This is a genomic window from Pseudomonadota bacterium (genome assembly GCA_039196715.1).
Taxonomy (GTDB): Bacteria; Pseudomonadota; Gammaproteobacteria; order CALCKW01; family CALCKW01; genus CALCKW01.
Genome location: JBCCUP010000062.1, coordinates 1 through 20992, shown reverse-complemented (window position 1 = coordinate 20992; position 20992 = coordinate 1). Strand labels below are relative to the sequence as shown.

Sequence of the window (20992 nt, the reverse complement as noted above, 5' to 3'; positions counted from 1 at the left end):
AGCCCGGCCTAGGCTGGATTGTATACAATTCAAGGTGGGCACACTATCATGATCGTGTGTCCGTCCGACGAGTCCGTGTCCCCATGCCCGAGCCTCCCGTCGCAGTTCTGGCCGATCAGGCGCTGTACGAGCACCTGGTCGACGCGATCCTGGCGCGTCAGCTGTTGCCGGGCGAGCGCCTGTCCGAGGCCTCGCTCGTGCTGGCCTTCGGCGTCAGCCGCACCACCGTGCGCAAGGTCCTGCACCGCCTCGAGGCCGAGGACGTGCTGGACATCCGACCCAACTGCGGTGCCTCGGTGGCCAGCACGCCGCCGACGGTTGCGCTCGAGTACCTTGCCGCGCGGCGCGTGCTCGAAGGCGAGCTTGCCGAGCGTGCCAGCACGCGCGCGGGCGCAGCGGACATCCGCCGGTTGCGGGCGATTCACGCGCGTGAGCGCCGCGCACTGTCCTCTGGCGAACGGGGGTCGGCGCTGCGGTACGCAACGGACTTGCATTTTGCCATCGCTCAGTGTGCTGGCAACGCGCCACTTGCTGAAGCCGCGCGCCGCGTGATCTGTCGCAACCAGCTTATTGTTGCGCAGTACGCCGCGGATGCGCCCGACGCAGGCTGTGCCTGCGCGGACCACGCGGCCGTGATTGATGCGATTGCCGGCGGTGATCCGGTGGTCGCGCGCACGACGATGGTGGACCACCTCGACGGCCTTGCCCGGCAGCTTGTGCTGTCGCTGAACGACTCGGAGGTGCCTGCATGACGCGCGCGCAGTTTGAGGCGGCTTTCGGGTCGGTCTACGAACACTCGCCCTGGGTGGCCGAGCGCGCTTTCGAGCACGTTGCCCAACCGGTGACACTCGGCGACGTGCAAGCCCGCCTTGCGCAGGTGGTCGATGCCGCTGGCGAGGCCGCGCAGCTCGCGCTGCTGCGTGCGCACCCGGACCTCGCGGGCCGGGCAGCGATTGCCGGTGAACTCACCGACGACAGCCGTGCCGAGCAGGCCGGTTCGGGGCTCGACAGTCTGAGCGCGGCGGAGTTCGAGACTTTCGCCCGGCTGAACGACGCCTACACGACGAAATTCGGCTTCCCCTTCATCATGGCGGTGAAGGGCGCAACCAAACACCAGATTCTCGCGGGTTTCGAGGCGCGCCTGCCGAACGCACGCGACACCGAATTTGCCACCGCGCTTGCGCAGGTGCACCGCATCGCCGGCTTCCGCCTGGCGGCCTGGTTCGAGGAGAACAGCGCATGACACTCGACCCGCACGTGGTGGAATGGCTCAGCCTCACAACCCGCTGGATCCATTTCATTGTCGGCGTCGCCTGGATTGGCGCGTCGTTCTATTTCAACTGGCTCGAGGGGCACCTCGAGCGCGACGGCGACAAACCCCCCGGCGTCGCCGGCGACATCTGGAGCGTGCACGGGGGCGGCTTCTACCACGCGATGAAGTACGAGGTCGCGCCGCCGAAACTGCCCGAGACCCTGCACTGGTTCAAGTGGGAGGCCTACGCCACCTGGCTGAGCGGGGTCACCTTGTTGATCTTCGTCTACTACCTCAACCCCGTGGCCAACATGGTCGACCCGTCGGTCATGCCGCTCTCGGGCGCGGTGGCGGTTGGAATCGGTGTGGCGACGCTGGTGCTCGGCTGGGTGGTGTATGACGCCTTGTGCAAGTCCGCCCTCGGGCAACGTCCGGCGTGGCTCGCCGCTGTCGGCTTCGTGTTGGTGGTGCTCTGCACGGCCGTGTTGACGCAGTTGCTCAGTGGTCGTGCCGCCTTTCTGCACGTCGGCGCAATGCTTGGCACCATCATGGTCGCAAACGTCGCGCACGTGATCATCCCGAACCAGCGCAAGCTGGTCGACGCGCTGGCCTCCGGTGGTTCGCTCGACCCGGAACTCGGCAAACAGGGGTTGCTGCGGTCCCGGCACAACAACTACATCACGTTGCCGGTGCTGTTCCTCATGATCAGCAACCACTATCCGAGCACCTATTCGCACCCGCACAGCTGGCTGATCATGGCCGCGCTGGTGCTGATCGGTGTCGGGGTGCGGCATTACTTCAACTTGCGCCACAAGGGCAAGCACGGGCACTGGATGTTGGTGGTGGCGGCTGCGGGCATGGCCTGTGTTGCCTGGTTCAGCATGCCGGTCCGCGTGGATATCGACAACAGCCGTGCGGTGGCCGACGACGTGGCCTTCAGCATCGTGCAGACCCACTGCGTGAGCTGCCATGCGACCCAGCCGACGGACACCGTGTTCACGGTTGCGCCGGGCGGTTTCGTGCTCGACTCGCTCGACGATATGCGCCGGCAGGCGGCGAAAATACAAGCTCGATCAGTCGACAATAACAGCATGCCACTCGGCAACACCACCGGCATGACCGACGAAGAGCGCCGGACACTCGGGGCCTGGATCGCGGGTCTGGAGGGCGCGCGGTGAGACTGACAATGATCGATGTCCTGCGCTCGCAGGGCCCAAACACACGCACCTATGGCAGGGGAGATCGGCACAGTGATTGACGCAAGCTACCCGCGCGACATGGTCGGCTACGGCCGTCGGCCGCCCGACCCCGCCTGGCCCGGCGGTGCCAAGCTCGCGCTCAACCTGGTGCTGAACTACGAGGAGGGCGGCGAGGCCTCGGTGCTGCACGGCGACGCAGGGTCGGAGAAACTCCTGTCCGAAATCGTCGGCGCCGAGTCGTTTGCCGGCATGCGCCACCTCAACATGGAATCGCTTTACGAATACGGTTCGCGTGCTGGCTTCTGGCGCTTGCACCGTTTGCTGACCGAGCGGGACATCCCGGTCACGGTGTTCGGCGTCACCATGGCCATGGCGCGCAACCCCGAGGCGGTCGCCGCCATGCGCGAGGCCGACTGGGAAATCGCCAGCCACGGGTTGCGGTGGCTGGATTACCAGCACATCCCGGAGGCCACCGAACGGGCGCACCTCGCCGAAGCCATTCGGCTGCACACCGAACTCACCGGCGAGCGGCCGCACGGGTTCTACCTCGGCAAAGCGAGCCCGAACACCCACCGGCTCGTGGCCGAGGAGGGCGGCTTTCGTTACCACGCCGACAGCTACGCGGACGACCTGCCGTACTGGGAAACCCGGCACGGCCACGCCCAGCTGATCGTGCCCTACACGCTGGACGTCAACGACATGCGCTTTGCCACCGCCCAGGGCTTCAACACCGGCGAGCATTTTTTGAGTTACCTGCGCGACAGCGTCGACCAGCTGCTCGCCGAGGGCGACACCCACCCCAGCATGCTCTCGGTCGGCTTGCACTGTCGGCTGGTGGGCCGGCCAGGGCGGGCTGCTGCGTTCGCGCGATTCCTCGACGAAGTGCAAGCGCGTGAGGGCGTCTGGTTGACCACGCGGCTCGCCATCGCCGACCACTGGCGTGCGCGCTTTCCCGCGCCGGAGGTGGCCTGATGTCGGCGCCAGGCGGTCTGCCGGGTCAGCGCGAACTGATGACCGGACGCGCCTGCTTCACCACGGCGTACGCCGTGATTCCGCGCGGTGTGATGCGCGACATCGTCACCAGCGCCTTGCCGCATTGGCAGGGCGCGCGCTTCTGGGTGCTGGCGCGCCCGCTGAGTGGCTTCGCCGAGACCTTCAGTCAGTACCTCGCCGAGGTCTCACCGGGGGGCGGCAGTGCCCGACCGGAAACCGACGACACGGCCCAGACGGTGTTGTACGTCAGCGACGGCGCGCTGGCGCTGAGCCTCGACGGTGAACACCATGCGCTCCGACCCGGCAGCTACGCGTTCATCCCGGCCGGCGCCGCCTGGCAGATTGCCAACACCGGATCCGAGGTGGCGCGCTTCCACTGGATCCGCAAACGCGCGACACCCGTCGACGGCATCGCGCCGCCGCCGCGCTTCGTTGTGCACGAGGCCGACGCGACGACCGTGGCGATGCCCGACACCGATGGCGTCTGGTCGACCACGCGCTTTGTCGACCCCGACGACCTGCGCTACGACTTTCACGTCAACATCGTGAATTTCGAGCCGGGCGGGACCATACCTTTCGAGGAAACGCACGTGATGGAGCACGGCCTGTTCGTGCTCGAGGGCAAGGCCGTCTACAAACTCAACACCGATTGGCACGAAGTCGAGGCGGGTGACTTTCTCTGGTTGCGCGCCTTCTGCCCGCAGGCCTGCTACGCGGCGGGGCCGGGGCGCTTTCGCTACCTGCTGTACAAGGACGTCAACCGCCACATGCCGCTCGGTGGGTCGCTGCGATGACGGCGCGGGTGCTGCGACCAGAGCCACTCAGCGCCAAGGCCTTCGCCCCCTTCGGCGAGGTGGTTTCGCTCGAAGGTGCCGAGCAGATCCCGATCAACTACGGACTGACCACCCGCTTCAACGACCTCGCGCAGGTGGACGTGTCGGCCGAGGGCGGTCGCCCCGCGGTCAACGTGTTTCGCTCGAGGCCCGTTGCCCTGCCGCACCGCGTCCGCGTGCTCGAGCGGCACCCGCTCGGCAGTCAGTTGTTCTACCCGTTGTCGCCCGCGCGCTTTCTGGCGCTGGTGTCGCCGGGTGAGGCGCCACCGTGCGCGGACAGCCTGGTGCTGTTCCTCAGCGACGGGCGGCAGGGTGTGAATTTTCACCGCAACACCTGGCACCACTACCACATGGTGTTGGACCGTGAAGCCGATTTCCTCGTGGTGGATCGCCTCGGTGAGGGCAACAACCTCGACGAGCACCCGATCGACGGTGACGTGACCGTGGTGGCGGACGACACATGAAACCCCAACGCAGCACTGTTTGGCACCAGATCCGGTGTCAGCAGGGCGACAGGAGAGAGAACCGTGACTGACCAGTGGGCCGTGTACGCGCTCAAATACGCCGAACGCAACAGCCGGGTGCGTGGCGACAGCTTCGTGTTCGACGACCACCCATCGGCGCCGCACGGCATGGACTACTTCGTCTGGTTGCTGGACAACGGCGAGCGGCGCATCCTGGTGGACACCGGCTACGACGCAGCCGAGGGCGCCCGGCGCGACCGGCCGATCCTGCAGGACCCGACCGAGGTGCTGCGCGATTTCGGTGTGCCGCCCGATTCACTCGACACGGTGATCGTCACGCACTTGCATTACGACCACGCGGGCGGTCTCGACCGCTATCCTGCGGCGCGCTTTCACGTGCAAGCCGGGGAGATGCGCTTCGCGACTGGCCCCTGCATGTGTCACGACACCTTGCGCATGCCGTTCACCGCAGACCACGTGTGCGAACTGGTGCGCCACCTGTACGACGGCCGCGTGGTCTTTCACGAGGGCAGTGGCACGGTTGCGCCGGGTGTGACCGTGCACCGCGTGGGCGGGCACTCACGCGGCCTGCAGGTGGTCCAGGTGCAGACCGCGCTCGGGCCCTTGTGTCTGGCTTCTGACGCGTCACACTACTACGAGAATTTCCTCGCGCGCAAACCCTTTCCGATTGTCGTCGACGTCGAGGACATGCTCGCGGGTTACGACACGATTCAGGGGCTTGGCGGACACAGCGAACGCGTGATCCCCGGGCACGACCCGCTGGTCCGCCGCTACTACCCACAGGAAGGGCACTTGCCGGTCTGGCGCCTCGACGGGCACCGGGTCGCCTGAGCGTCGCTACTCGGCGCCGAGTGGCGTTCAGGCGACCAGCAGGCGCCAGGCGAAGAACACGGCCATGCCACCGAGGATGACCACCACCAGCGGTGCGCGCCCCGCCGCAAGGGCCACCGCCACCACCCCGGCTGCGAGGTGGGGGCTGCTGGGACTGAGGGCGAGCACGCCGCCCGGTTGCAGCACCATCGGCACGGTGATCGCGCTGAGTACCGCGACTGGCACGAACTGCAGCGCGCGCAGCGCGGCCGGTGGCAGTCGGATGCGGTCGCCGAACGCGAGCAGCACGTAGCGGACGCTGAAGGTCACGGCCAGCATGCCGAGCACCAGCACGAGCAGCTCGGCTGCGGTCACGGCGTTGACGCCGGACGGCGCTCGCGCGCCGATTCGAGGGCGTACCCCACGGCGATGCCGCAGACCGCGCCGAGAAACAAGCCGAGCTGGTGTGGCAGGGCATGGCCGAGCACGCCGACGGCGCCGGCGACCACCGCAGCGGCCAGCATCGGTGCGCTGCGCAGCAGCGGCACGACAATGCCGATGAACGTCACGGCCATGGCGATCTCGAGGCCGAGCTCACCGACGTCGGACAGCTGTGTGCCGGCGATCGCGCCGAGCACCGTGCAAAGCTGCCAGTTCAGGTACATCGCGAACGACGCGCCGAGTTGAAACCACCGGCCGCGCGGGTCGTGTGGGCAGGCGCGGAAGCGGTTGATCGTGATCGCGTAGCTCTCGTCGGTCAGTGTGAACGCGAGCGGGGCCAGCCAGCGTTGCGGTAAGTGGCCGATGAACGGCAACAGTGAGGCCGCGTAGAGCGCGTGACGCAGGTTGACGATGAAGGTGGTCAGGATGATCATCCCGATTGCTGCGCCCTGCGCGATAAGGCCGACCGCGATGAACTGGGCGGATCCGGCAAACACCAACAGGCTGATGGCCATCGTGCCCCAGAGTGGCAAACCCGCTGCGCTGGCGAGGGCGCCGAACAGCAGCCCGAAGGGCACGGCGCCGACCAGCATCGGCACCATGCTGCGGGCGCCTGCCCACAGGGCGGCACGGTCGGTGGGGAAGGGGTCGAGGTGTGACATCGCGGCGAACGGTACGTGAATGCCGGGGGGCGGGCAAGGCCGTTTTGTACATGCGTGGCACGGGCACGGACGCTGGCACTTTCTGAGATAATTTCGGTTTCCTTTGCCGAGATGCCGCGCGTGCCCCAGCCCTTTTTGGTGATTGCAGCACCCGCGGTGTTCGTGCTGCTCTGGAGTACGGGCTTTGTCGGTGCCCGGGCGTCGATGCCGCACGCCGATGCGATGGTGTTCCTCGGCTTCCGCTTCGCCCTGAGCGCGGTGCTGCTGGCCGGGGTGCACAGCGTGTTGCGGCACCGGTGGCCGCGCCAATGGGCCTTCTACGGTCACCAGTTCGTGGTCGGTTGCCTGCTGCACGTGATGTACCTCGGCGGCGTGTTCAGCGCGATCGCGCTCGGCATGCCCGCGGGGCTCTCGTCGTTGATTGTCGGCTTGCAGCCGTTGTTGACGGTGGTGCTCGCGATCTGGTGGCTGCGCGAACAGGTCAGCGGGCGCCAGTGGCTCGGTGTGTGCCTCGGGTTCGTCGGCCTGGTGACCGTGCTCTCGGACAACGACCTCGCCGGGGGCTGGACACCCGCGGCTGCGGACGCGCCGTTCGCTATTGCGCTGTGTGTGGTGGCGCTGGTCGGCATTTCGGTGGCAACGATCTACCAGAAACGCCATTGCGCGGGTGCGCCGCTCGTGAGTGGTGCGTGCGTGCAATACGCTGCGGCGGCTGCAGTGTCGCTGGGAATCGCCGTGCTGACCGACCAGACCCGCCTGGTGTTTCACCCGCAGTTGGTCGTCGCCTTGCTGTGGCTGGTGCTGATGCTCTCGGTGGTCGCGGTGATCCTGCTGAACTGGTTGATCCAACGCGGGGCGGCGTCGTCCGTGGCGAGCCTCTTCTACCTGGTTCCACCGCTCTCGGCACTCGAGGCCTGGTGGCTGTTCGACGAAACCATGGGGCTGCAGGGCATTCTCGGCATGGCCGTGGTCGCCGGTGCCGTGTTGCTGGTCATGACCGGCCAGCGGCAGCCCCGGTGCTGATTGACGGGGTGGATGCTGCCTGTGCCGCTCAGGCGTTGAAGTACGCAGCGATCACGTCGCCGGCCTGTTCAACGCCGCCGTCGTCGACGTCGCGGTGCAACACCAGGCGTGCGCTGTTGGCATTGACACTGATGACCACGCCGTGCTCGCGGCAATGTGACTGCAGTGCCGGCCCGAGACCGTTGTCGAAATCCAGCCACACCATGTTGGTGTGTTGCCAGGTGTCGCGCACGGTCGCGCCGGGTAACTGGCTCAGGCGCTGATGCAGGTGCGCTGCGCGGCGGTGGTCGTCGCGCATCCAGCCGGGGCCGTCGCGCAACGCGATGCGTGCGGCCGCCGCGAGCACGCCGGCCTGGCGCATGCCGCCGCCAAGCATCTTGCGCCAGCGGCGGGCGCGGTGAATCAGGTCGTCGCTGCCGCACAGCACCGAGCCGACGGGTGCGCCCAGGCCCTTGCTGAGGCAGATCGACACACTGTCGAAGGGCGCGCAGACGTTGGCGAGTGCGGTGTCGAGTGCCACGGCTGCATTGCAGGCGCGCGCGCCGTCGAGGTGCAACACCAGGCCGCGGCGGTCGACCAGTTCACGTGCAGCCTGCAGGTAGTCCAGCGGCACCACGCGGCCGTGCTGGGTGTTCTCCAGCGCCAGCAGGCGGGTTCGCGCAAAGTGCGGGTCGTCCACCTTGATCGCGGCCTCGACCGCGGCCAGCGGCAGGCGGCCCTCGGCGTCGAAGTCGAGCGGCTGCGGCTGAATGCTGCCCAGCACGGCAGCGCCGCCAGCTTCGTACTTGTAGGTGTGTGCGTCCTGGCCAACGATGTACTCGTCGCCGCGCTCGCAGTGGCTCATGAGCGCGAGCAGGTTGGTCTGGGTGCCGCTGGCGGCAAACAGCGCTGCCGCTTTGCCGGTCACCGCAGCGGCCTCCGACTCGAGCGCGATCACGCTCGGGTCTTCGCCGTAGACGTCGTCGCCCACCGGGGCATCGGCCATTGCGGCGCGCATCGCCGCACAGGGCTGGGTCACGGTGTCGCTGCGCAGGTCGATCATGCGGCAGGCTCCTGCAGCGTCGCCGGCCTGCCGGTCGCTGTGCTGGTGATGTGGCTGCCGAAGAACACGCGTTCCCCGTCCTTTTCGACCACGTTGTCCTCGCGCTCGGAGTCGATGTCGACCACGTGGCTGCCCGCCGCGCGGGCGAGGGTGCGCGCTTGCGCTTCGGTCTCGGCCTGGCACCAGGCTGCGGCGGCCTCGAGGTCGTCGAAGTCCCGTTGGCCCGACGGTGCATGGGCACGCACGTGGCTGCGGTCGAGGGCGCTGATGGTGGCGCTCGCCCGTTGACGGACAACACCGACCACCGCGCCCACGGCGTTGGCGACGTGCGCGTGTTCGGGCACGATCACGTCGGTGTGCAAACGCGTGCCAACAGCCGGGTAGTAGTTGACCACCGGAGCGCCGAGCGCGACCACCGGGTCGTGCAGTTTCGGTGCGAAGCTCAGGCTTGCGTCGGTCGGCGGCGTGAGGCTGAGGTCGATCAGCGTCTGCTGCGCGAGCGGTACCTTGCCGTCCTGTCCGGGCTGGCCGGGCGAGAGCGTGTCGCCGAGCGCGGTGTGTATCAGGCAGTTTGCGGTGAGCGTCGCGACGGCGTCGCGCACATGTTCGCAAAGGGCTTGCACGCTGTCCCAGCGGGGCCCGAGGTTGCCCTCGGCGTAGCGGCGCACGGCGTTGGCCGCGAGCTCGGCCGCCTCGCTGTCCCAGGCGGTGTGCAGGCCGAGCACATGACAGGCGTCGCTCGGGGTGAAGCCCGATTTGATCACGAGGCCCAGGGCTTCGAGTCGCGCCAGGGTGTGGTCGAGGGTCTGGTCTTCAAACACGTCGCTGAGCGCGACCGGCCCGTCGCCGAGTCGGTCCCAGACCGCACGCTGTTTTGGCGACAGGCGCATGCCCTCGGGCAGGGCGCGCTTGCGCAGCACGAACTGCCCGTCCCAGGTGCGTGGCCAGGGGTTCTCGGCCTGCTGCCTGAGCACCGGCATCACCGACTGGTATTCGCGCGCCAGCAGACTCACGGGCACGGCGCGGCGCGGTCCGATGTCGAGGTCCTTGGTGTCGCGGTTGAACTGGATCAGCGAGTCGCCGCCGAGACCGTAGGTCTGGACGTGGACGGCCTCGACCATGGTGCGGTGTCCGCCGACCAGCGCCCCCTGGGGGTCGAGCCGCGGCCGCCCGTCGACCAGCCGCGCGACGTCCGTGGTGGTGCCGCCCATGTCGGACACGTACACCGTCTGTGCGCCGCTGAGGTGGCTTGCGCCGACCAGGCTCGCCGCCGGGCCGGAGAGGATGGTTTCGACCGGGCAGGCGGCGGCGACCTCGCTGCCGATCAGCGAGCCATCCCCCTTGACAACCATCAGCGGCGCGGTGATCGCGTGCTGATCGAGGATGGCCCGGCAGGCGCCGAGCAGCCGATCGAGGATGCCGAGCAGGCGGGCGTTGATCGCCGCCGTCAGGGCGCGTCGCGGCGCGTCGAGCGCAGCGCTCAACTGGTGGCCGCAGGACACCGGCAGCCCGCTGAGCCGTGTGATGGTGTCGCGCATCTCGATTTCATGCTCGGGGTTGCGCACCGCGAACACGCTCGAAACGGCGAACGCGGACACCGTGGGCCCGTGCTCGGCGATGGCGCGCTCGAGCGCCTCGACGTCGAGGGGCCGCAGCGCGTTGCCGTGGGCGCCGTGGCCGCCGTCGATCAGCACGATCGGCTGCCCGAGCAGCGTGTCGCGCAGGTCCTGACGCGTCAGGTGGCTGTCGCGAAAGCCGGCCAGAATCAGGCAGACCGGCTCGCCTTCGCCCTCGACGATGGCGTTGGTCGCCAGTGTGGTCGACAGCGAGACCAGTTCGATGTGCTGCCCCGCCGCTTTCGGCAGCACGGCGGCGATCGCCCCGCCGATGCCGATCGACAGGTCCTGCTTGGTGGTCAGCGATTTGGCGGCCGCCACCACCTGCTGGTTGGGGTCGAGCAACACCGCATCGGTGTAGGTGCCACCGGTGTCTATACCGAGTTTGAGTGCCATGCCGGAGCCATCAAAAAGTCGTCGATTGCGCTACAGATGATTGTAAACTCCGGCGCCTAGCACACTGTCATGGATACGCCTGACTCTTTCGGTTCGAAGTCACTTTCGCTCGGCAAGTGTGTTGCAAGATGAGGGTGCCTGCTGTGCGGGCCGTTTCATCCACCGAACTGACACCGAGGGGGCGCAGTGAGCACTGAACGCGGCGACAGTCCCGCACCGGATTTCCTCCGGAGTTTCGGCGTGTACCCGGGACGGGCCCAGACGCACGTGCATTTCCTGTTGGTGGACACCTTCGCGTTCATGCCCTTCATCTCGGTGCTCGAGGTGCTGCGCCTGAGCAACCGCTTGCGCGGTGATCAACGCTTCAGCTGGCAGTTCTACTCCACCCACGGCGATCCGGCCCTGGCCAACAACGGCCTCAGCGTGCCGGTCGAGGGCAGCCAGCTCGACGGCGGGACCGCCGACATCGCCGTGGTCTGCGGGCCGCACGACCCGTTCAACTACCGCGACCGCAACACCTACGCCTGGGCGCGGCGGTATGCGACGGCCGGGTCCACGCTGATGGCGGTCGACACGGGCACCTACCTGCTGGCGCGCGCCGGGGTGTTGCAGGGCTACCGCTGCACCCTGCACTGGGAGAACATTCCGGGTTTCGTCGAGGAGTTCCCGGACATCGTCGTCTCGCAGGAGCTGTTCGAGCGCGACCGGGACCGCGTCACCTGCGCGGGTGGCACCGCCGCCATGGACATGATGCTGGCCTTCGTGCAGGACCAGCACGGCAAGGAGCTCGCGGCCGACGTCTCTGAAATGCTGATCCACAGCGCCATTCGGCTCGGGCGCGAGCCGCAGCGCATGAACCTGCGGCTGCGCACCGGCGTCAGCCACCCGGCACTGCTGGAGTCGATCGAGCTGATGGAGGCGAATGTCGAGCAGCCCCTGTCCGCGACCGAACTGTCCGACGCCGTCGGCATCTCTCGCCGTCAACTCGAACGGCTGTTTCGCCGGTACATGGACACCACGCCGTCGCGCTACTACCTGAACCTGCGACTCAATCGCAGCATGCAATTGCTGCAGCAGACGAGCCTGCCGATCATCGAGATTGCCCTCGCGTGCGGTTTTGCCACCGCCGGGCACTTCAGCCAGTCCTTTCGAGCGTTGTTCAACCAGACGCCGCGCGAGGCCCGCCGTCAGGTGCGCACGCTGTGGTGACTCAGCTCGACTGAGGCAGCAGGTCCTTGACCGCGTCCGACATGCTGATGATGCCGTTTTCGACGTAGTCCTCGTGTGAGTCCTCGATCGCGTCGAGCTGGTAGAGGTAGTTGACCATCAGCCCGTAGGATTGCGCGATGCCGCGTTCGGAACGGTCTGCGTAGCGGTTGATCTGGTGCACGCGCGCGCCGTTGCTCAAGTGAAAGTGGGCCACCGGGTCGAGTGCCGAGGCGCCGTTCTTGCGCTTCTGTTCGCAGAGGTAGCGTGCGCAGAGCGGCACCATCACGGCTTCCGCCGCCTCGCGTGCGGCCGCGTCGGCCAGCCAGTCGCCGTCCGTCAGCCACTCGGCGACGGGTTTTTCCGCGTGAAACAACGCCATCTCGGGCGGCGCGGCGTCGAGCTCAGCCTGCGCCTCGGCCGACCTGAGGTACGACTGCGCCCACCGCCGGAATCCCGGAATCGGTGAGAGCGTCGAGAAGGTGTTCAACGCGGGCAGCTCGGGTTTGAGGTGCTCGACCACGCGCTTGATCAGAAAGTCGCCGAGGTTCACGCCGGCGAGGCCCGCCTGGGTGCTGGAGATCGAGTAGAAGATGGCCGTGTTGGCGGTTTCGGGGTCGACGGTTGGCCGCTCGGGGTCGAGGATGGCCTGGACGTTGTCGGCAATCCGCTCGAGCAGCGCGACCCAGACGAAGATCAGCGGCTCGTCCGGCATCTGTGGGTGAAAGAAGGCAAAACACCGCCGATCCTCGGCCAGACGGTTTTTCAGGTCATCCCAGCCGGAGACGCGGTGCACGGCCTCGTAGTGGATGAGCTTTTCGAGCGTCGAGGCCGAGGCGTCCCAGGTGATCTGACGCAGTTCGAGGAAACCGACGTCGAACCAGCTCTTCAGCTGGCGCTTCAAATCGTCGTCGAGCGCTTGCAGCGCCGGGTCGTCGCACGCGCACGTGATCAGGTCAGCGCGCATGTCGACGAGGAACTTGACGCCTTGTGGCAGGGCGTTGAACTGTGTGAGCAGTCGCAGGTGGGCTGGCCGCAGGCAGTTGCGCAAGGTCTGCGCCGCCTGCAGTTCGCGCCCGGGCGTGTCCGAATCGAACAGGCCCACCACCGCGTCGTTGATCGCCTCGCGGTCCAGCGGAAAGCGGGTGGCGAGCAACTGCAGCATCTTCTGACGCCCTTCGGCGTTGAGCAGCAGGTAGGTCTCGCCGAGCTTGACCGCACGGTGACGCGCCGACACCTCGCCACCGCGGCCGGTCAGGCAATCGTGCATCAGCGCGAGCAGGTGCTGTTGCTCCTCCTCGTGCAGGTAGGGGCTGATCTTCAACGGCTCGGTGGAATCGCCTTTTGCGCTGGTCTGGCGCCACAGCTTGGCCAGGCCGTCGAAGGTGCGGGCGAAGAAACTCGGGTGCTGGGCGGCTTGATCCATCGGCGTCGTCGTCGGCTGTCAACGTTTTGGAAGCGCAAAAAAAATGCCGCCTGAGTCAGGCGGCAAAACACCAAAAGGAGGATGGAGGAGGTGCCGGCTACCCACCGGGATTGCCGACAGTGAGGTAACTGTACCAAACGTTGTGCAATGCGTCAAGTGACGTTCATTCATGGATTAACAGTAACGATAGCGGTTCAGTAGCTGCAAGTAGCTGATTTAAATTATAAAAATATGGTGCACATTTGCCCTACTGTTTGCATTTTATCGCTACCAAGTGCCTTCATTTTGACGCCAAAACGGACTTTTTTGTGCGACGCAACATCCGTCTGGTTCAACAGCTCCCAGCCGAATGGCGTGCGATGTTGGCCCGTGTCTGCGGTGTCCGGGATGCGATGGGTGCTCCGTAATGCGGCGGCGTCACGCCTAAGTCATTGATCTGATTGATCTGAAGCTGTCGCCGTCCACACCGCTGTCTGAATCCGGCAAACGCAGGTAAACGGGCGGTCAACACGGTCTCCGGGTGGCCGATAGCGGGCAGGGTCGGGTGCCCACGTCGGCTAAAGCATTTGAGTAGTACACCGATACACTCAACAGGCGCCGGCGCCTGGCCAGCCACTCGCAGGGGGTTCGGGTCGAAGCCGGAGGGTACAGCGCAGCGGGTATCTCACTACTCCCCCTGCCGCATGGACGCGGCGAGAACACCGTCACATGGAACCCTGCAATAACGACAAAAACGATGGCGTTACGGAAGACGCACACTTACCCGCCCGTTGAGGCGGGTTTTTTTTTGCCTGTCACATCGGCGCGTGGTGTGTCAGTTGAACACCACGTCGAACACGTCCTGGTAGGTCTGGGCAAAGTGCGCCGTGACGCCGGTCTTGATCTGCTCGGGCAGTTCGTCGAACTCGGATCGGTTGGCTGCTGGCAGGATGACTTCAAAGATCCGGCTGCGGCGTGCGGCGATCACTTTCTCCCGAATACCGCCGACGGCGAGCACCTGGCCGGTCAGCGTCAGCTCGCCCGTCATGGCGAGCTTGCGCTTGATGCGCCGACCGGTGGCAAGTGAGAGCAGCGCGGTGGTCAGCGTGACGCCAGCACTGGGCCCGTCCTTCGGTGTGGCTCCCTCGGGCACGTGCACGTGCAACGCGGCGGTGTCGAACCAGGCCGGATCAGCGCCGAAGCGGTCGGCGTTGGCCGTGACATAGCTGCAGGCGATCTCCGCGGATTCTCGCATGACGTCGCCAAGCTGGCCGGTCAGCTTGAAACTCCGCGCAGCGTCGTGAACGCGACTGGCCTCTACGGGCAGGGTGGCACCACCCAACGCGGTCCACGCGAGGCCGGTGACCACGCCGACGCCCTTGAGCACCTCCTCGGGGCGAAAGAGCGGGGCGCCGAGGTAGTGCTGCAGGTTCTTGCCCGTGACACTGACCCCCTTTGCGCCTTGCTCGAGAATCTCCACCACGGCCTTGCGCGCGATGCGCTGCAACAGTTTTTCGAGGTTGCGCACGCCCGCGTCGCGCGCGTAGCCCTCGATGATCTGGCGGAGCGTGGCGTCGCTGATCTTGAGTTCGCGCTTTTTCAGACCGGCGCGCTTCAGCACCCGCGGGAGCAGGTGTGCCTTGGCGATATCGAATTTTTCCTGGGCGATATAGCCCGACAGGGAGATCCGGTCCATGCGATCGAGCAGGGGCCGCGGGATGGTGTCGAGCTGGTTGGCCGTGCAGATGAACAGCACTTTCGAGAGGTCGACGCGCAGGTCCAGATAGTGGTCCAGAAAGGCGTTGTTCTGCTCCGGGTCAAGCACTTCGAGCAGGGCCGAGGCCGGGTCACCCTGAAACGATGTACCAATCTTGTCGATTTCATCGAGCATGATGACCGGGTTGGAGACTTCGACGTCTTTCAGTGCCTGCACCAGTTTGCCCGGCATCGCACCGATGTAGGTGCGGCGGTGGCCCTTGATCTCGGCTTCATCCCGCATGCCCCCCAGGCTGAAACGGTAGAACGCGCGGCCGAGCGCATCCGCGACGGCGCGCCCGATCGAGGTCTTGCCGACACCCGGCGGTCCCACCAACAGCAGAATGGAGCCGCTGACTTCGCCGCGGTACGCGCCGACGGCCAGAAACTCCACGATGCGGTCCTTGACATCGGCAAGGCCTGCGTGACTGTCGTCGAGCACCTGTCGCGCATGGCGGATGTCGAGCTTGTCTTCCGAGTGCACGCCCCACGGCACCGACGTGACCCAGTCGAGGTAGTTGCGTGTGACGCCGTACTCGGGTGAGCCTGTCTCGAGCAGAGAGAGCTTCTTGATCTCTTCGTCAAAGCGTTTCTTGACGTGCTCGGGCGGTGTCACGGCGTCCATGCGTGCAGTGAAATCGTCAATGTCCGAGGTGCGGTCGTCCTTGGATATGCCAAGCTCGGTCTGGATGACCTTGAGCTGCTCGCGCAGGAAGAACTCGCGCTGCTGGGAGCTCATACGCTGGTTGACTTCGCTCTCGATGCGCTGGTGCAGCTGTGCGACTTCGATTTCCTTTCGCAGCAGCACCGTTACGTGCTTCATGCGGGGCAGGAGTTTGACCGTGTCCAACACGCGTTGCAGCTCGTCGCCGTCAGCGGTGGTGACGGCGGCGCCGAAATCGGCCAACGGAGAGGGCTGATTGAGGTTGAAGTGGGTGAGGAAGTTCTTCACCTCCTCGTTGTAGAGCGGGTTGATGTTGACCAGCTCCTTGATCGCCTGGATCAGCGACATGGCGTAGGCCTTGACCTCGTTGCTGTCAGCCGATTTCGTCACCGGGTAGTGCACGCTGGCTCGCCAGGGCGCGCTGTCATTGAGCCACTGGTTGACGGTGAATCGACGCACCCCCTGCGCGATGAACTGCAGGTGATCGTCGTCGCTTGCGACGTGGTGGATGCGCACCACCGTGCCGGTGTCGTGGAAGGTCACGGTGCCGTCATCTGACGGAGATTCACCGCAGTACATCAGGCCCGCCACGCGCATCGGATGTTCCAGCGCCGCCTTCAGCGACGGCTCCCATTGCTCCCGGTCGATCGTGATCGCGTGAACCTGCGCCGGGAAGAACGGACGCCCGTACACCGGCAGGATGACGAGTTCCTCGGGCAGGGCGTCGTCGGGCAGCGCGAGTGGTTTGGCGTTGGCCTCGTCCGGGTCTGCGGCGTCGAGCAACTCACCCCGTGCGGCGTCTTCGTTCATGGCAGGGCTCTTCGAGCGGGCGTGAACGGGGACAATTGGGCCGCGCGGCCTGCAATTCAAGTCGCGCGGTAGGCCCAGACGCCGTCGTGTTCGGTGCGTTCGAGCTGGCCGCGCGTCTGCAGCAGCACGAGGTGTGCGATGATCTCTCCGATGGCAAACATCTGCTGGTGCAGGTCGAGGTCGGCACGAAACATCAGTGGCACCAGGTCGCAGGCCGTGCGGGCCTCTTCCCGACACCAACCGAGCACGTCCTCGAGCCGCGCGTCGTGGTGTGACACGAGTGCGTCTATGCGCCGCTTGACACCGCGGAAAGGCCTGTCGTGGCCTGGCAGCACCAGCGTGTCATTGTCCAACGCACCGAATTTCGAAAAGTCGGCGAGGAACTCGCCAAGCGGATTGGCCCCGGCGTTGTAGGAAAACACCGAGGTGTTGGGCGTGATCCGGGGGAGGATCTGATCGGCCGAGAGCAGCAGGTTGTCTGCCGCGCAAAAGAGGCAGAGCTGCTCCGGGGTGTGGCCGCCCGCGGTGATGGCGCGAAACCGCCGACCGCCGAGCGTGATCTCGTCGTCGTCGGCAATGCGCGTGTAGTCGGGTGGCACGCTGTGCACTGACGCACGGTAGGCGTTGCCCCGCCCCGCGTGTTGGTTCAATCGCGCGTTGTCCATGCCGTGCCGCCGGTAGAAATCCTGGCTCGCTCTGGCGATCTGATCGTCTCCGGCGCGTGCGAGGAAGCCGGCAACGATCCACTCGGTTTGCGGCATGATCACCCGAAAGCCGTACCGTTCGACGAGGAAACCCACGAGGCCGTAGTGGTCGGGGTGGTAGTGGGTGCAAATCACGCGCGGGTCGGCGCCGAGGTCTCGCTGCGCAAGCAACGTGTCCCAGTGTGCCCTGCAGTCCGCGGTGTTGTAGCCCGCATCGACGACCACCAGTCCGTCGGGGTCGTCGATGAGGTAGACGTTGATGTGGTTCAGCCGGATCGGCAGCGGCAGGCGGAACAAGGAGACGCCCTCGACCACAGGGGTGATGCTGCCGGGCGCAGGGCTGTCTTCCCAGTGCCAGCTCACGGCGTGGGCGTCTGGGGCGTCGGTCATCCGGCTGTCTCTGTGGGGCACCAAGGCAGGCCATCGAGTACGCGCTGGAACGCGGCGTCGTGAGACGCCTCGAGGCAAACGAGGTCGCCGTTGAAGGGGTGGCAAAACGATAGCTGCTTGGCCATCAACAGTAAACGGTGAGCGTTGAAGCGCTCGGCGATGTACCGGTTGTGGACCGATTTGCCGTAACTGGTGTCACCGAGAATCGGGTGGTTCAGGTGTTTCAGGTGCTGTCGAATCTGGTGTCGCCGACCGGTCATCGGCTCTGCCTGCACCAGGCTGTAGCGTGTGGTCGGGTACCGGTCGACGTGCTCGTCGATTTCGGCGTGCGCGAGCGGGGTGAAATGCGTGGTCGCGTCGCGTCGTGCGCCGGTGTCTCGGTCGCGCACCGGGTGCGCCAGCTCGATTGCCGTGGTCATGTGGCCGCGCACGACGGCGTGGTATTGCTTGCGGACGCCGGTCGGCCACACCGCGCTCAAGCGACTGGCCGCTTCGGTGTGTTTGGCCAGGACCATGACGCCCGAGGTGGCGCGGTCCAGCCGGTGAACGGGGGCACACCGCAGCCCGGTCTGTGACGCCAGGCGGGTGACCAGGGTGTCGCTGTTGCGGGCGTCGATGTGGCTCGGGTGCACCAACAGGCCTGCGGGTTTGTCGACTGCGATAAAATGCGCGTCTTCAAACAGGATGGCCGTGTCGGTCTCGGTGGGCATGCGCCATGGTACCTCAGGGCCGGCGCCGGGAGCGGGGTCGCGTGGTTGGCCGTCCAAGCGACTTGCCACGCGATCGGCCGCTGGCACACAGAGCAGTCCATGTTACTGCGGCAACACGAGGCGGACGTGAGCGTGTCGGCGGACGGACGCAATTTCGACGACTTGTTTGAACGCCTGGCTGACCGTGTCCACGGTGGCCTCAAGGGGCAACTGCGCTTGTCCGCCAGTGTCCGTCAACTGCGCAACACGGTGCTGCCGCACGATGGCGGCGTGTGCGCGGTGTTGGACGTGGGTGCCGGTCTCGGGCAGGTGGCCTTGCAACTGGCCGCCGACGGGCACCGGGTGACGGCGCTGGACATCAGCGCGCGCATGGTGGCGCACATTGAAACGCGTGCCGAGCAAAGCGGTCTTCGCCTGCGGTGTCTGCACGGTTCGGTCCAGTCGCGCCACCGCGAACTGGTGCACGACGCGGGTGGGTTCGATGTGGTGTGTTGCCACGCGGCGCTCGAGTGGATGACCGACCCCGAGCAGGCGATCGGGTTGTTGTCCACTCTATTGGCCCCTCGGGGGGCGCTGTGCTTGTTGTTCTACAACAACGCAGCTCTGGTACACCGAAATCTGATACGCGGCAACTTCCGACGTGCCCAGGCACCGCCGCAACCCGGTACGGCCGGTGGCCTGACGCCCACTCACGCGCTCGAGCTGGCAACCGTCAGTGCCTGGCTCGAGGCGGCCGGCCTCGAGGTCGAGCACCGCTTCGGTGTCCGGGCGATCCTCGATTTCCTGCCACCTGCGCTCGCCGAGGCCCGCGGTCTGGACACGCTCGAGGCGCTCGAGCGGTGGCTCGAACAACGCGAGCCGCACTGGCGACTGGCGCGCTACCTCCACCTGATTGCACGGCGCGCTCAGGCCTGACTCGGCTGCGCGCTTCGCTCAGTGGGCGCGGTTGCGGTCGCGACGTGCGCGGGTCGGCAGCGGTGCGGTCTGGGTCGCTTGCACCAGCAGGCGCCGGAACGCCTCGACCGTCTGGTTGAGTTTGTCGGCGTCCAGCGTGTCGATGTAGCCCAGCAATTCTCGGGCTTCAGCTGAGCGGTTGGCACCCTGCGGGAGGCAGAGCAACCAATTCAGAAATGCCGCGCGCGCGGTGCGCTCGGCGTGCGATTGGGAGGTGTGGTTCATCAGGCGCGCCCCGCTGCCAGAGGGCCGGACAAGGGGCGATACGCGCGCGGTGTCTGCGTGCGTGTCGGTGCACCCCGCCCGACAGGTTGGACAACGCGATGCGGCAGGTCTCCTGGCTCTCGTCCCCGGATGGTGGCCTTCCCGGTGCCCGACTGGGGCCCAGTGACTCTACCTGGGTGCGCGTTCAGGGCGCGCTGACGACTACAGTTGCGGGGGCAGCTCCGGCTTGCCGTGCAGAGGCACGTGACCGGATTCCCGTTTTAATCCCGAAGGGAACACACATCGCACCGTAACTGTGGACCGGACGCGCTCTGGCTGCAAGTCCGTGCGCGACCGGGTGCGTGGCCGACGCGCCACGCGCGGGGTGCCGTGGTCGGGCGTGTGCGCTGAAATCAGCTTTCGGTCAGCTCGCTCGCGGGTTCGGTGGCCAGGGGAGGCGGTTCGGGTTGCGCCTTGTCGGTGAGGTACTGCGCGCAGACCACGCGCAGGAACGACGCGAAGTTGCGTGACTCGATTTGCGTGTCGTCGAGCTCGTTATGCAACTTGTTGATGAGCTGCGGGAGAGACAACTTGTCCGCTTCTGCCATCTCGCCGAGCACCTGCCAGAAGCCGTTCTCCAGGCGGATGCTGGTGACCGAGCCACGCAATCGGACGGACCGACGTGTGCTCTCGTACAGTGAGGCGGTGTCTTCTCGCTGCTCCGTCGCGGTCATGGTGTTCTCCTCGTGTGCGTATCCGTGCACGGTGTCGTGTGTTGTCGGCGCAACGCGTGTCGCTTGTGCAGGCCCGTGCGGCGTGTGAGACGGGGATTGCAACGTTGCGAACGCGGTTATCCTAACGCATAGCGCAAGTATGGACACGTTACAATCGCTTATCCAGCCGCGTACGCCTTTTTTTCAGCGTTTCGCATTGCGCCAGCCGGTCGAAGCCCTGCACCGGACCCGGTACCGTGAGTACACACACGACAGGGGTCGCGTGAGCCCGTCAGCTTCGACAGGGTGCACGCCTTCGGGCAGCCCGCGTCGCCGTCGCCGTCGGCGTCAGGGCGGTGGCGGGTTGACCGTGACGACCACGGTGGCCGTGTCGGTGCCGCCACGGCCGTCGTCGACGCTGTAGCCGACATTGAAGGTTGTCAACACGGTGACAGCCGGTGCGGTGACGCTGACGAGTCCGGCGGCGTTGACCGTGGCACTCGGCAGGCCGCCGGTGCTGGTGATCGCGTAGCTGAGCGGGTCGCCGTCGGGGTCGGTCGCGTTGTCGGCGACGCTGACCGCGCCGCTGGCACCGCTGGCGAGCGCGATGGCGTCGTCGGTGGCGGTGGGCGGCTGGTTGGCCGGCGGGTTGACCGTGACGACCACGGTGGCGGACGCGGTGCCGCCGCGGCCGTCGTCGACGCTGTAGGCGACGTTGAAAGTGC

At 66.4% G+C, this 20992-nt stretch carries 21 protein-coding genes and 1 riboswitch; of the genes, 10 read left to right on the top strand and 11 right to left on the bottom strand.

What is annotated here, in order from left to right:
• Window positions 1-83: 83 nt before the first annotated feature.
• The 7 genes from AAGA11_17520 (at window position 84) to AAGA11_17490 (ending at window position 5593) form a co-directional block, all read left to right on the top strand.
• Window positions 84-752, top strand: a complete 669-nt coding sequence (locus tag AAGA11_17520) for a GntR family transcriptional regulator (protein MEM9604667.1) — start codon at window positions 84-86, stop codon at window positions 750-752.
• Window positions 749-1243, top strand: a complete 495-nt coding sequence (uraD, locus tag AAGA11_17515; GenBank protein MEM9604666.1) for a 2-oxo-4-hydroxy-4-carboxy-5-ureidoimidazoline decarboxylase — start codon at window positions 749-751, stop codon at window positions 1241-1243. Before AAGA11_17520 ends, uraD begins: the two co-directional genes overlap by 4 nt.
• On the top strand, window positions 1240-2430 hold the full coding sequence (locus AAGA11_17510) for a urate hydroxylase PuuD (GenBank protein MEM9604665.1): 1191 nt from the start codon (window positions 1240-1242) through the stop codon (window positions 2428-2430). Before uraD ends, AAGA11_17510 begins: the two co-directional genes overlap by 4 nt.
• Before the next feature lie 51 nt (window positions 2431-2481).
• Complete coding sequence (puuE, locus tag AAGA11_17505; GenBank protein MEM9604664.1) at window positions 2482-3423, top strand: allantoinase PuuE; 942 nt, start codon at window positions 2482-2484, stop codon at window positions 3421-3423.
• The gene (locus tag AAGA11_17500; GenBank protein ID MEM9604663.1) at window positions 3423-4238 is read left to right on the top strand and encodes a bifunctional allantoicase/(S)-ureidoglycine aminohydrolase; all 816 of its coding nucleotides are present in this window, start codon (window positions 3423-3425) and stop codon (window positions 4236-4238) included. Before puuE ends, AAGA11_17500 begins: the two co-directional genes overlap by 1 nt.
• Entirely contained in the window at window positions 4235-4741 is a 507-nt protein-coding gene (locus AAGA11_17495; GenBank protein MEM9604662.1) for an ureidoglycolate lyase, read from the top strand. Before AAGA11_17500 ends, AAGA11_17495 begins: the two co-directional genes overlap by 4 nt.
• Window positions 4742-4804: 63 nt before the next feature.
• The gene (locus tag AAGA11_17490; GenBank protein MEM9604661.1) at window positions 4805-5593 is read left to right on the top strand and encodes an N-acyl homoserine lactonase family protein; all 789 of its coding nucleotides are present in this window, start codon (window positions 4805-4807) and stop codon (window positions 5591-5593) included.
• 27 nt (window positions 5594-5620) lie between these two features.
• Here AAGA11_17490 and AAGA11_17485 read toward each other — a convergent pair whose 3' ends face one another.
• A complete protein-coding gene (locus AAGA11_17485; GenBank protein ID MEM9604660.1) occupies window positions 5621-5947 on the bottom strand; it encodes an AzlD domain-containing protein in 327 nt (108 codons plus the stop codon).
• On the bottom strand, window positions 5944-6675 hold the full coding sequence (locus tag AAGA11_17480; protein ID MEM9604659.1) for an AzlC family ABC transporter permease: 732 nt from the start codon (window positions 6673-6675) through the stop codon (window positions 5944-5946). The genes AAGA11_17485 and AAGA11_17480 overlap by 4 nt, the downstream gene beginning before the upstream one ends.
• 120 nt (window positions 6676-6795) lie before the next feature.
• Here AAGA11_17480 and AAGA11_17475 point away from each other — a divergent pair, with 120 nt between their 5' ends.
• The gene (locus tag AAGA11_17475) at window positions 6796-7698 is read left to right on the top strand and encodes a DMT family transporter (protein ID MEM9604658.1); all 903 of its coding nucleotides are present in this window, start codon (window positions 6796-6798) and stop codon (window positions 7696-7698) included.
• Between the two features lie 28 nt (window positions 7699-7726).
• On the opposite strand, the gene ltaE is transcribed toward AAGA11_17475, so the two are convergent.
• Window positions 7727-8740 (bottom strand): low-specificity L-threonine aldolase, encoded by a 1014-nt coding sequence (ltaE, locus tag AAGA11_17470; protein MEM9604657.1) that lies wholly within the window; start codon window positions 8738-8740, stop codon window positions 7727-7729.
• Window positions 8737-10752: a hydantoinase/oxoprolinase family protein gene (locus AAGA11_17465; protein ID MEM9604656.1), complete on the bottom strand. Its 2016-nt coding sequence runs from the start codon at window positions 10750-10752 to the stop codon at window positions 8737-8739. Before AAGA11_17465 ends, ltaE begins: the two co-directional genes overlap by 4 nt.
• A 186-nt stretch (window positions 10753-10938) precedes the next feature.
• Here AAGA11_17465 and AAGA11_17460 point away from each other — a divergent pair, with 186 nt between their 5' ends.
• Window positions 10939-11961, top strand: coding sequence for a GlxA family transcriptional regulator (locus AAGA11_17460; GenBank protein MEM9604655.1), 1023 nt, complete (start codon window positions 10939-10941; stop codon window positions 11959-11961).
• Between the two features lies 1 nt (window position 11962).
• On the opposite strand, the gene AAGA11_17455 is transcribed toward AAGA11_17460, so the two are convergent.
• The 4 genes from AAGA11_17455 to AAGA11_17440 all read right to left on the bottom strand — a co-directional run bounded on the left by AAGA11_17455 (window position 11963) and on the right by AAGA11_17440 (window position 18396).
• Window positions 11963-13384 carry a malonyl-CoA decarboxylase gene (locus AAGA11_17455; GenBank protein MEM9604654.1) on the bottom strand — a complete coding sequence of 474 codons (1422 nt, stop codon included), beginning with the start codon at window positions 13382-13384 and terminating at the stop codon, window positions 11963-11965.
• A gap of 814 nt (window positions 13385-14198) precedes the next feature.
• Entirely contained in the window at window positions 14199-16592 is a 2394-nt protein-coding gene (lon, locus tag AAGA11_17450) for an endopeptidase La (GenBank protein ID MEM9604653.1), read from the bottom strand.
• A 56-nt stretch (window positions 16593-16648) separates the two neighbouring features.
• Window positions 16649-17686 carry an MBL fold metallo-hydrolase gene (locus tag AAGA11_17445; GenBank protein ID MEM9604652.1) on the bottom strand — a complete coding sequence of 346 codons (1038 nt, stop codon included), beginning with the start codon at window positions 17684-17686 and terminating at the stop codon, window positions 16649-16651.
• Entirely contained in the window at window positions 17683-18396 is a 714-nt protein-coding gene (locus tag AAGA11_17440; protein MEM9604651.1) for a pseudouridine synthase, read from the bottom strand. Before AAGA11_17440 ends, AAGA11_17445 begins: the two co-directional genes overlap by 4 nt.
• Before the next feature lie 99 nt (window positions 18397-18495).
• On the opposite strand from AAGA11_17440, the gene AAGA11_17435 reads away from it, so the two are divergent.
• Window positions 18496-19311 carry a methyltransferase domain-containing protein gene (locus AAGA11_17435; GenBank protein MEM9604650.1) on the top strand — a complete coding sequence of 272 codons (816 nt, stop codon included), beginning with the start codon at window positions 18496-18498 and terminating at the stop codon, window positions 19309-19311.
• Window positions 19312-19329: 18 nt separating this feature from the next.
• Here AAGA11_17435 and AAGA11_17430 read toward each other — a convergent pair whose 3' ends face one another.
• The 3 genes from AAGA11_17430 to AAGA11_17420 form a co-directional block, all read right to left on the bottom strand.
• Window positions 19330-19575, bottom strand: a complete 246-nt coding sequence (locus AAGA11_17430; protein ID MEM9604649.1) for a hypothetical protein — start codon at window positions 19573-19575, stop codon at window positions 19330-19332.
• A gap of 84 nt (window positions 19576-19659) precedes the next feature.
• Window positions 19660-19882, bottom strand: a riboswitch (cobalamin riboswitch).
• Between the two features lie 85 nt (window positions 19883-19967).
• The gene (locus AAGA11_17425) at window positions 19968-20288 is read right to left on the bottom strand and encodes a ribbon-helix-helix domain-containing protein (GenBank protein MEM9604648.1); all 321 of its coding nucleotides are present in this window, start codon (window positions 20286-20288) and stop codon (window positions 19968-19970) included.
• 327 nt (window positions 20289-20615) lie between these two features.
• Window positions 20616-20992: Ig-like domain-containing protein (locus AAGA11_17420; GenBank protein MEM9604647.1), on the bottom strand; the 377-nt coding region annotated here is incomplete at its 5' end.

Excerpts from the sequence above, each read along its gene's own strand:
- AAGA11_17445 (MEM9604652.1), bottom strand. The coding sequence starts at position 17,686 with ATGACCGACGCCCCAGACGCCCACGCCGTGAGCTGGCACTGGGAAGAC.
- AAGA11_17520 (MEM9604667.1), top strand. The coding sequence starts at position 84 with ATGCCCGAGCCTCCCGTCGCAGTTCTGGCCGATCAGGCGCTGTACGAG.
- AAGA11_17435 (MEM9604650.1), top strand. The coding sequence starts at position 18,496 with ATGTTACTGCGGCAACACGAGGCGGACGTGAGCGTGTCGGCGGACGGA.
- AAGA11_17465 (MEM9604656.1), bottom strand. The coding sequence starts at position 10,752 with ATGGCACTCAAACTCGGTATAGACACCGGTGGCACCTACACCGATGCG.
- AAGA11_17500 (MEM9604663.1), top strand. The coding sequence starts at position 3,423 with ATGTCGGCGCCAGGCGGTCTGCCGGGTCAGCGCGAACTGATGACCGGA.
- uraD (MEM9604666.1), top strand. The coding sequence starts at position 749 with ATGACGCGCGCGCAGTTTGAGGCGGCTTTCGGGTCGGTCTACGAACAC.
- AAGA11_17480 (MEM9604659.1), bottom strand. The coding sequence starts at position 6,675 with ATGTCACACCTCGACCCCTTCCCCACCGACCGTGCCGCCCTGTGGGCA.
- lon (MEM9604653.1), bottom strand. The coding sequence starts at position 16,592 with ATGAACGAAGACGCCGCACGGGGTGAGTTGCTCGACGCCGCAGACCCG.
- AAGA11_17425 (MEM9604648.1), bottom strand. The coding sequence starts at position 20,288 with ATGACCGCGACGGAGCAGCGAGAAGACACCGCCTCACTGTACGAGAGC.
- AAGA11_17440 (MEM9604651.1), bottom strand. The coding sequence starts at position 18,396 with ATGCCCACCGAGACCGACACGGCCATCCTGTTTGAAGACGCGCATTTT.
- ltaE (MEM9604657.1), bottom strand. The coding sequence starts at position 8,740 with ATGATCGACCTGCGCAGCGACACCGTGACCCAGCCCTGTGCGGCGATG.
- AAGA11_17495 (MEM9604662.1), top strand. The coding sequence starts at position 4,235 with ATGACGGCGCGGGTGCTGCGACCAGAGCCACTCAGCGCCAAGGCCTTC.
- AAGA11_17455 (MEM9604654.1), bottom strand. The coding sequence starts at position 13,384 with ATGGATCAAGCCGCCCAGCACCCGAGTTTCTTCGCCCGCACCTTCGAC.
- AAGA11_17430 (MEM9604649.1), bottom strand. The coding sequence starts at position 19,575 with ATGAACCACACCTCCCAATCGCACGCCGAGCGCACCGCGCGCGCGGCA.
- AAGA11_17510 (MEM9604665.1), top strand. The coding sequence starts at position 1,240 with ATGACACTCGACCCGCACGTGGTGGAATGGCTCAGCCTCACAACCCGC.
- puuE (MEM9604664.1), top strand. The coding sequence starts at position 2,482 with ATGGCAGGGGAGATCGGCACAGTGATTGACGCAAGCTACCCGCGCGAC.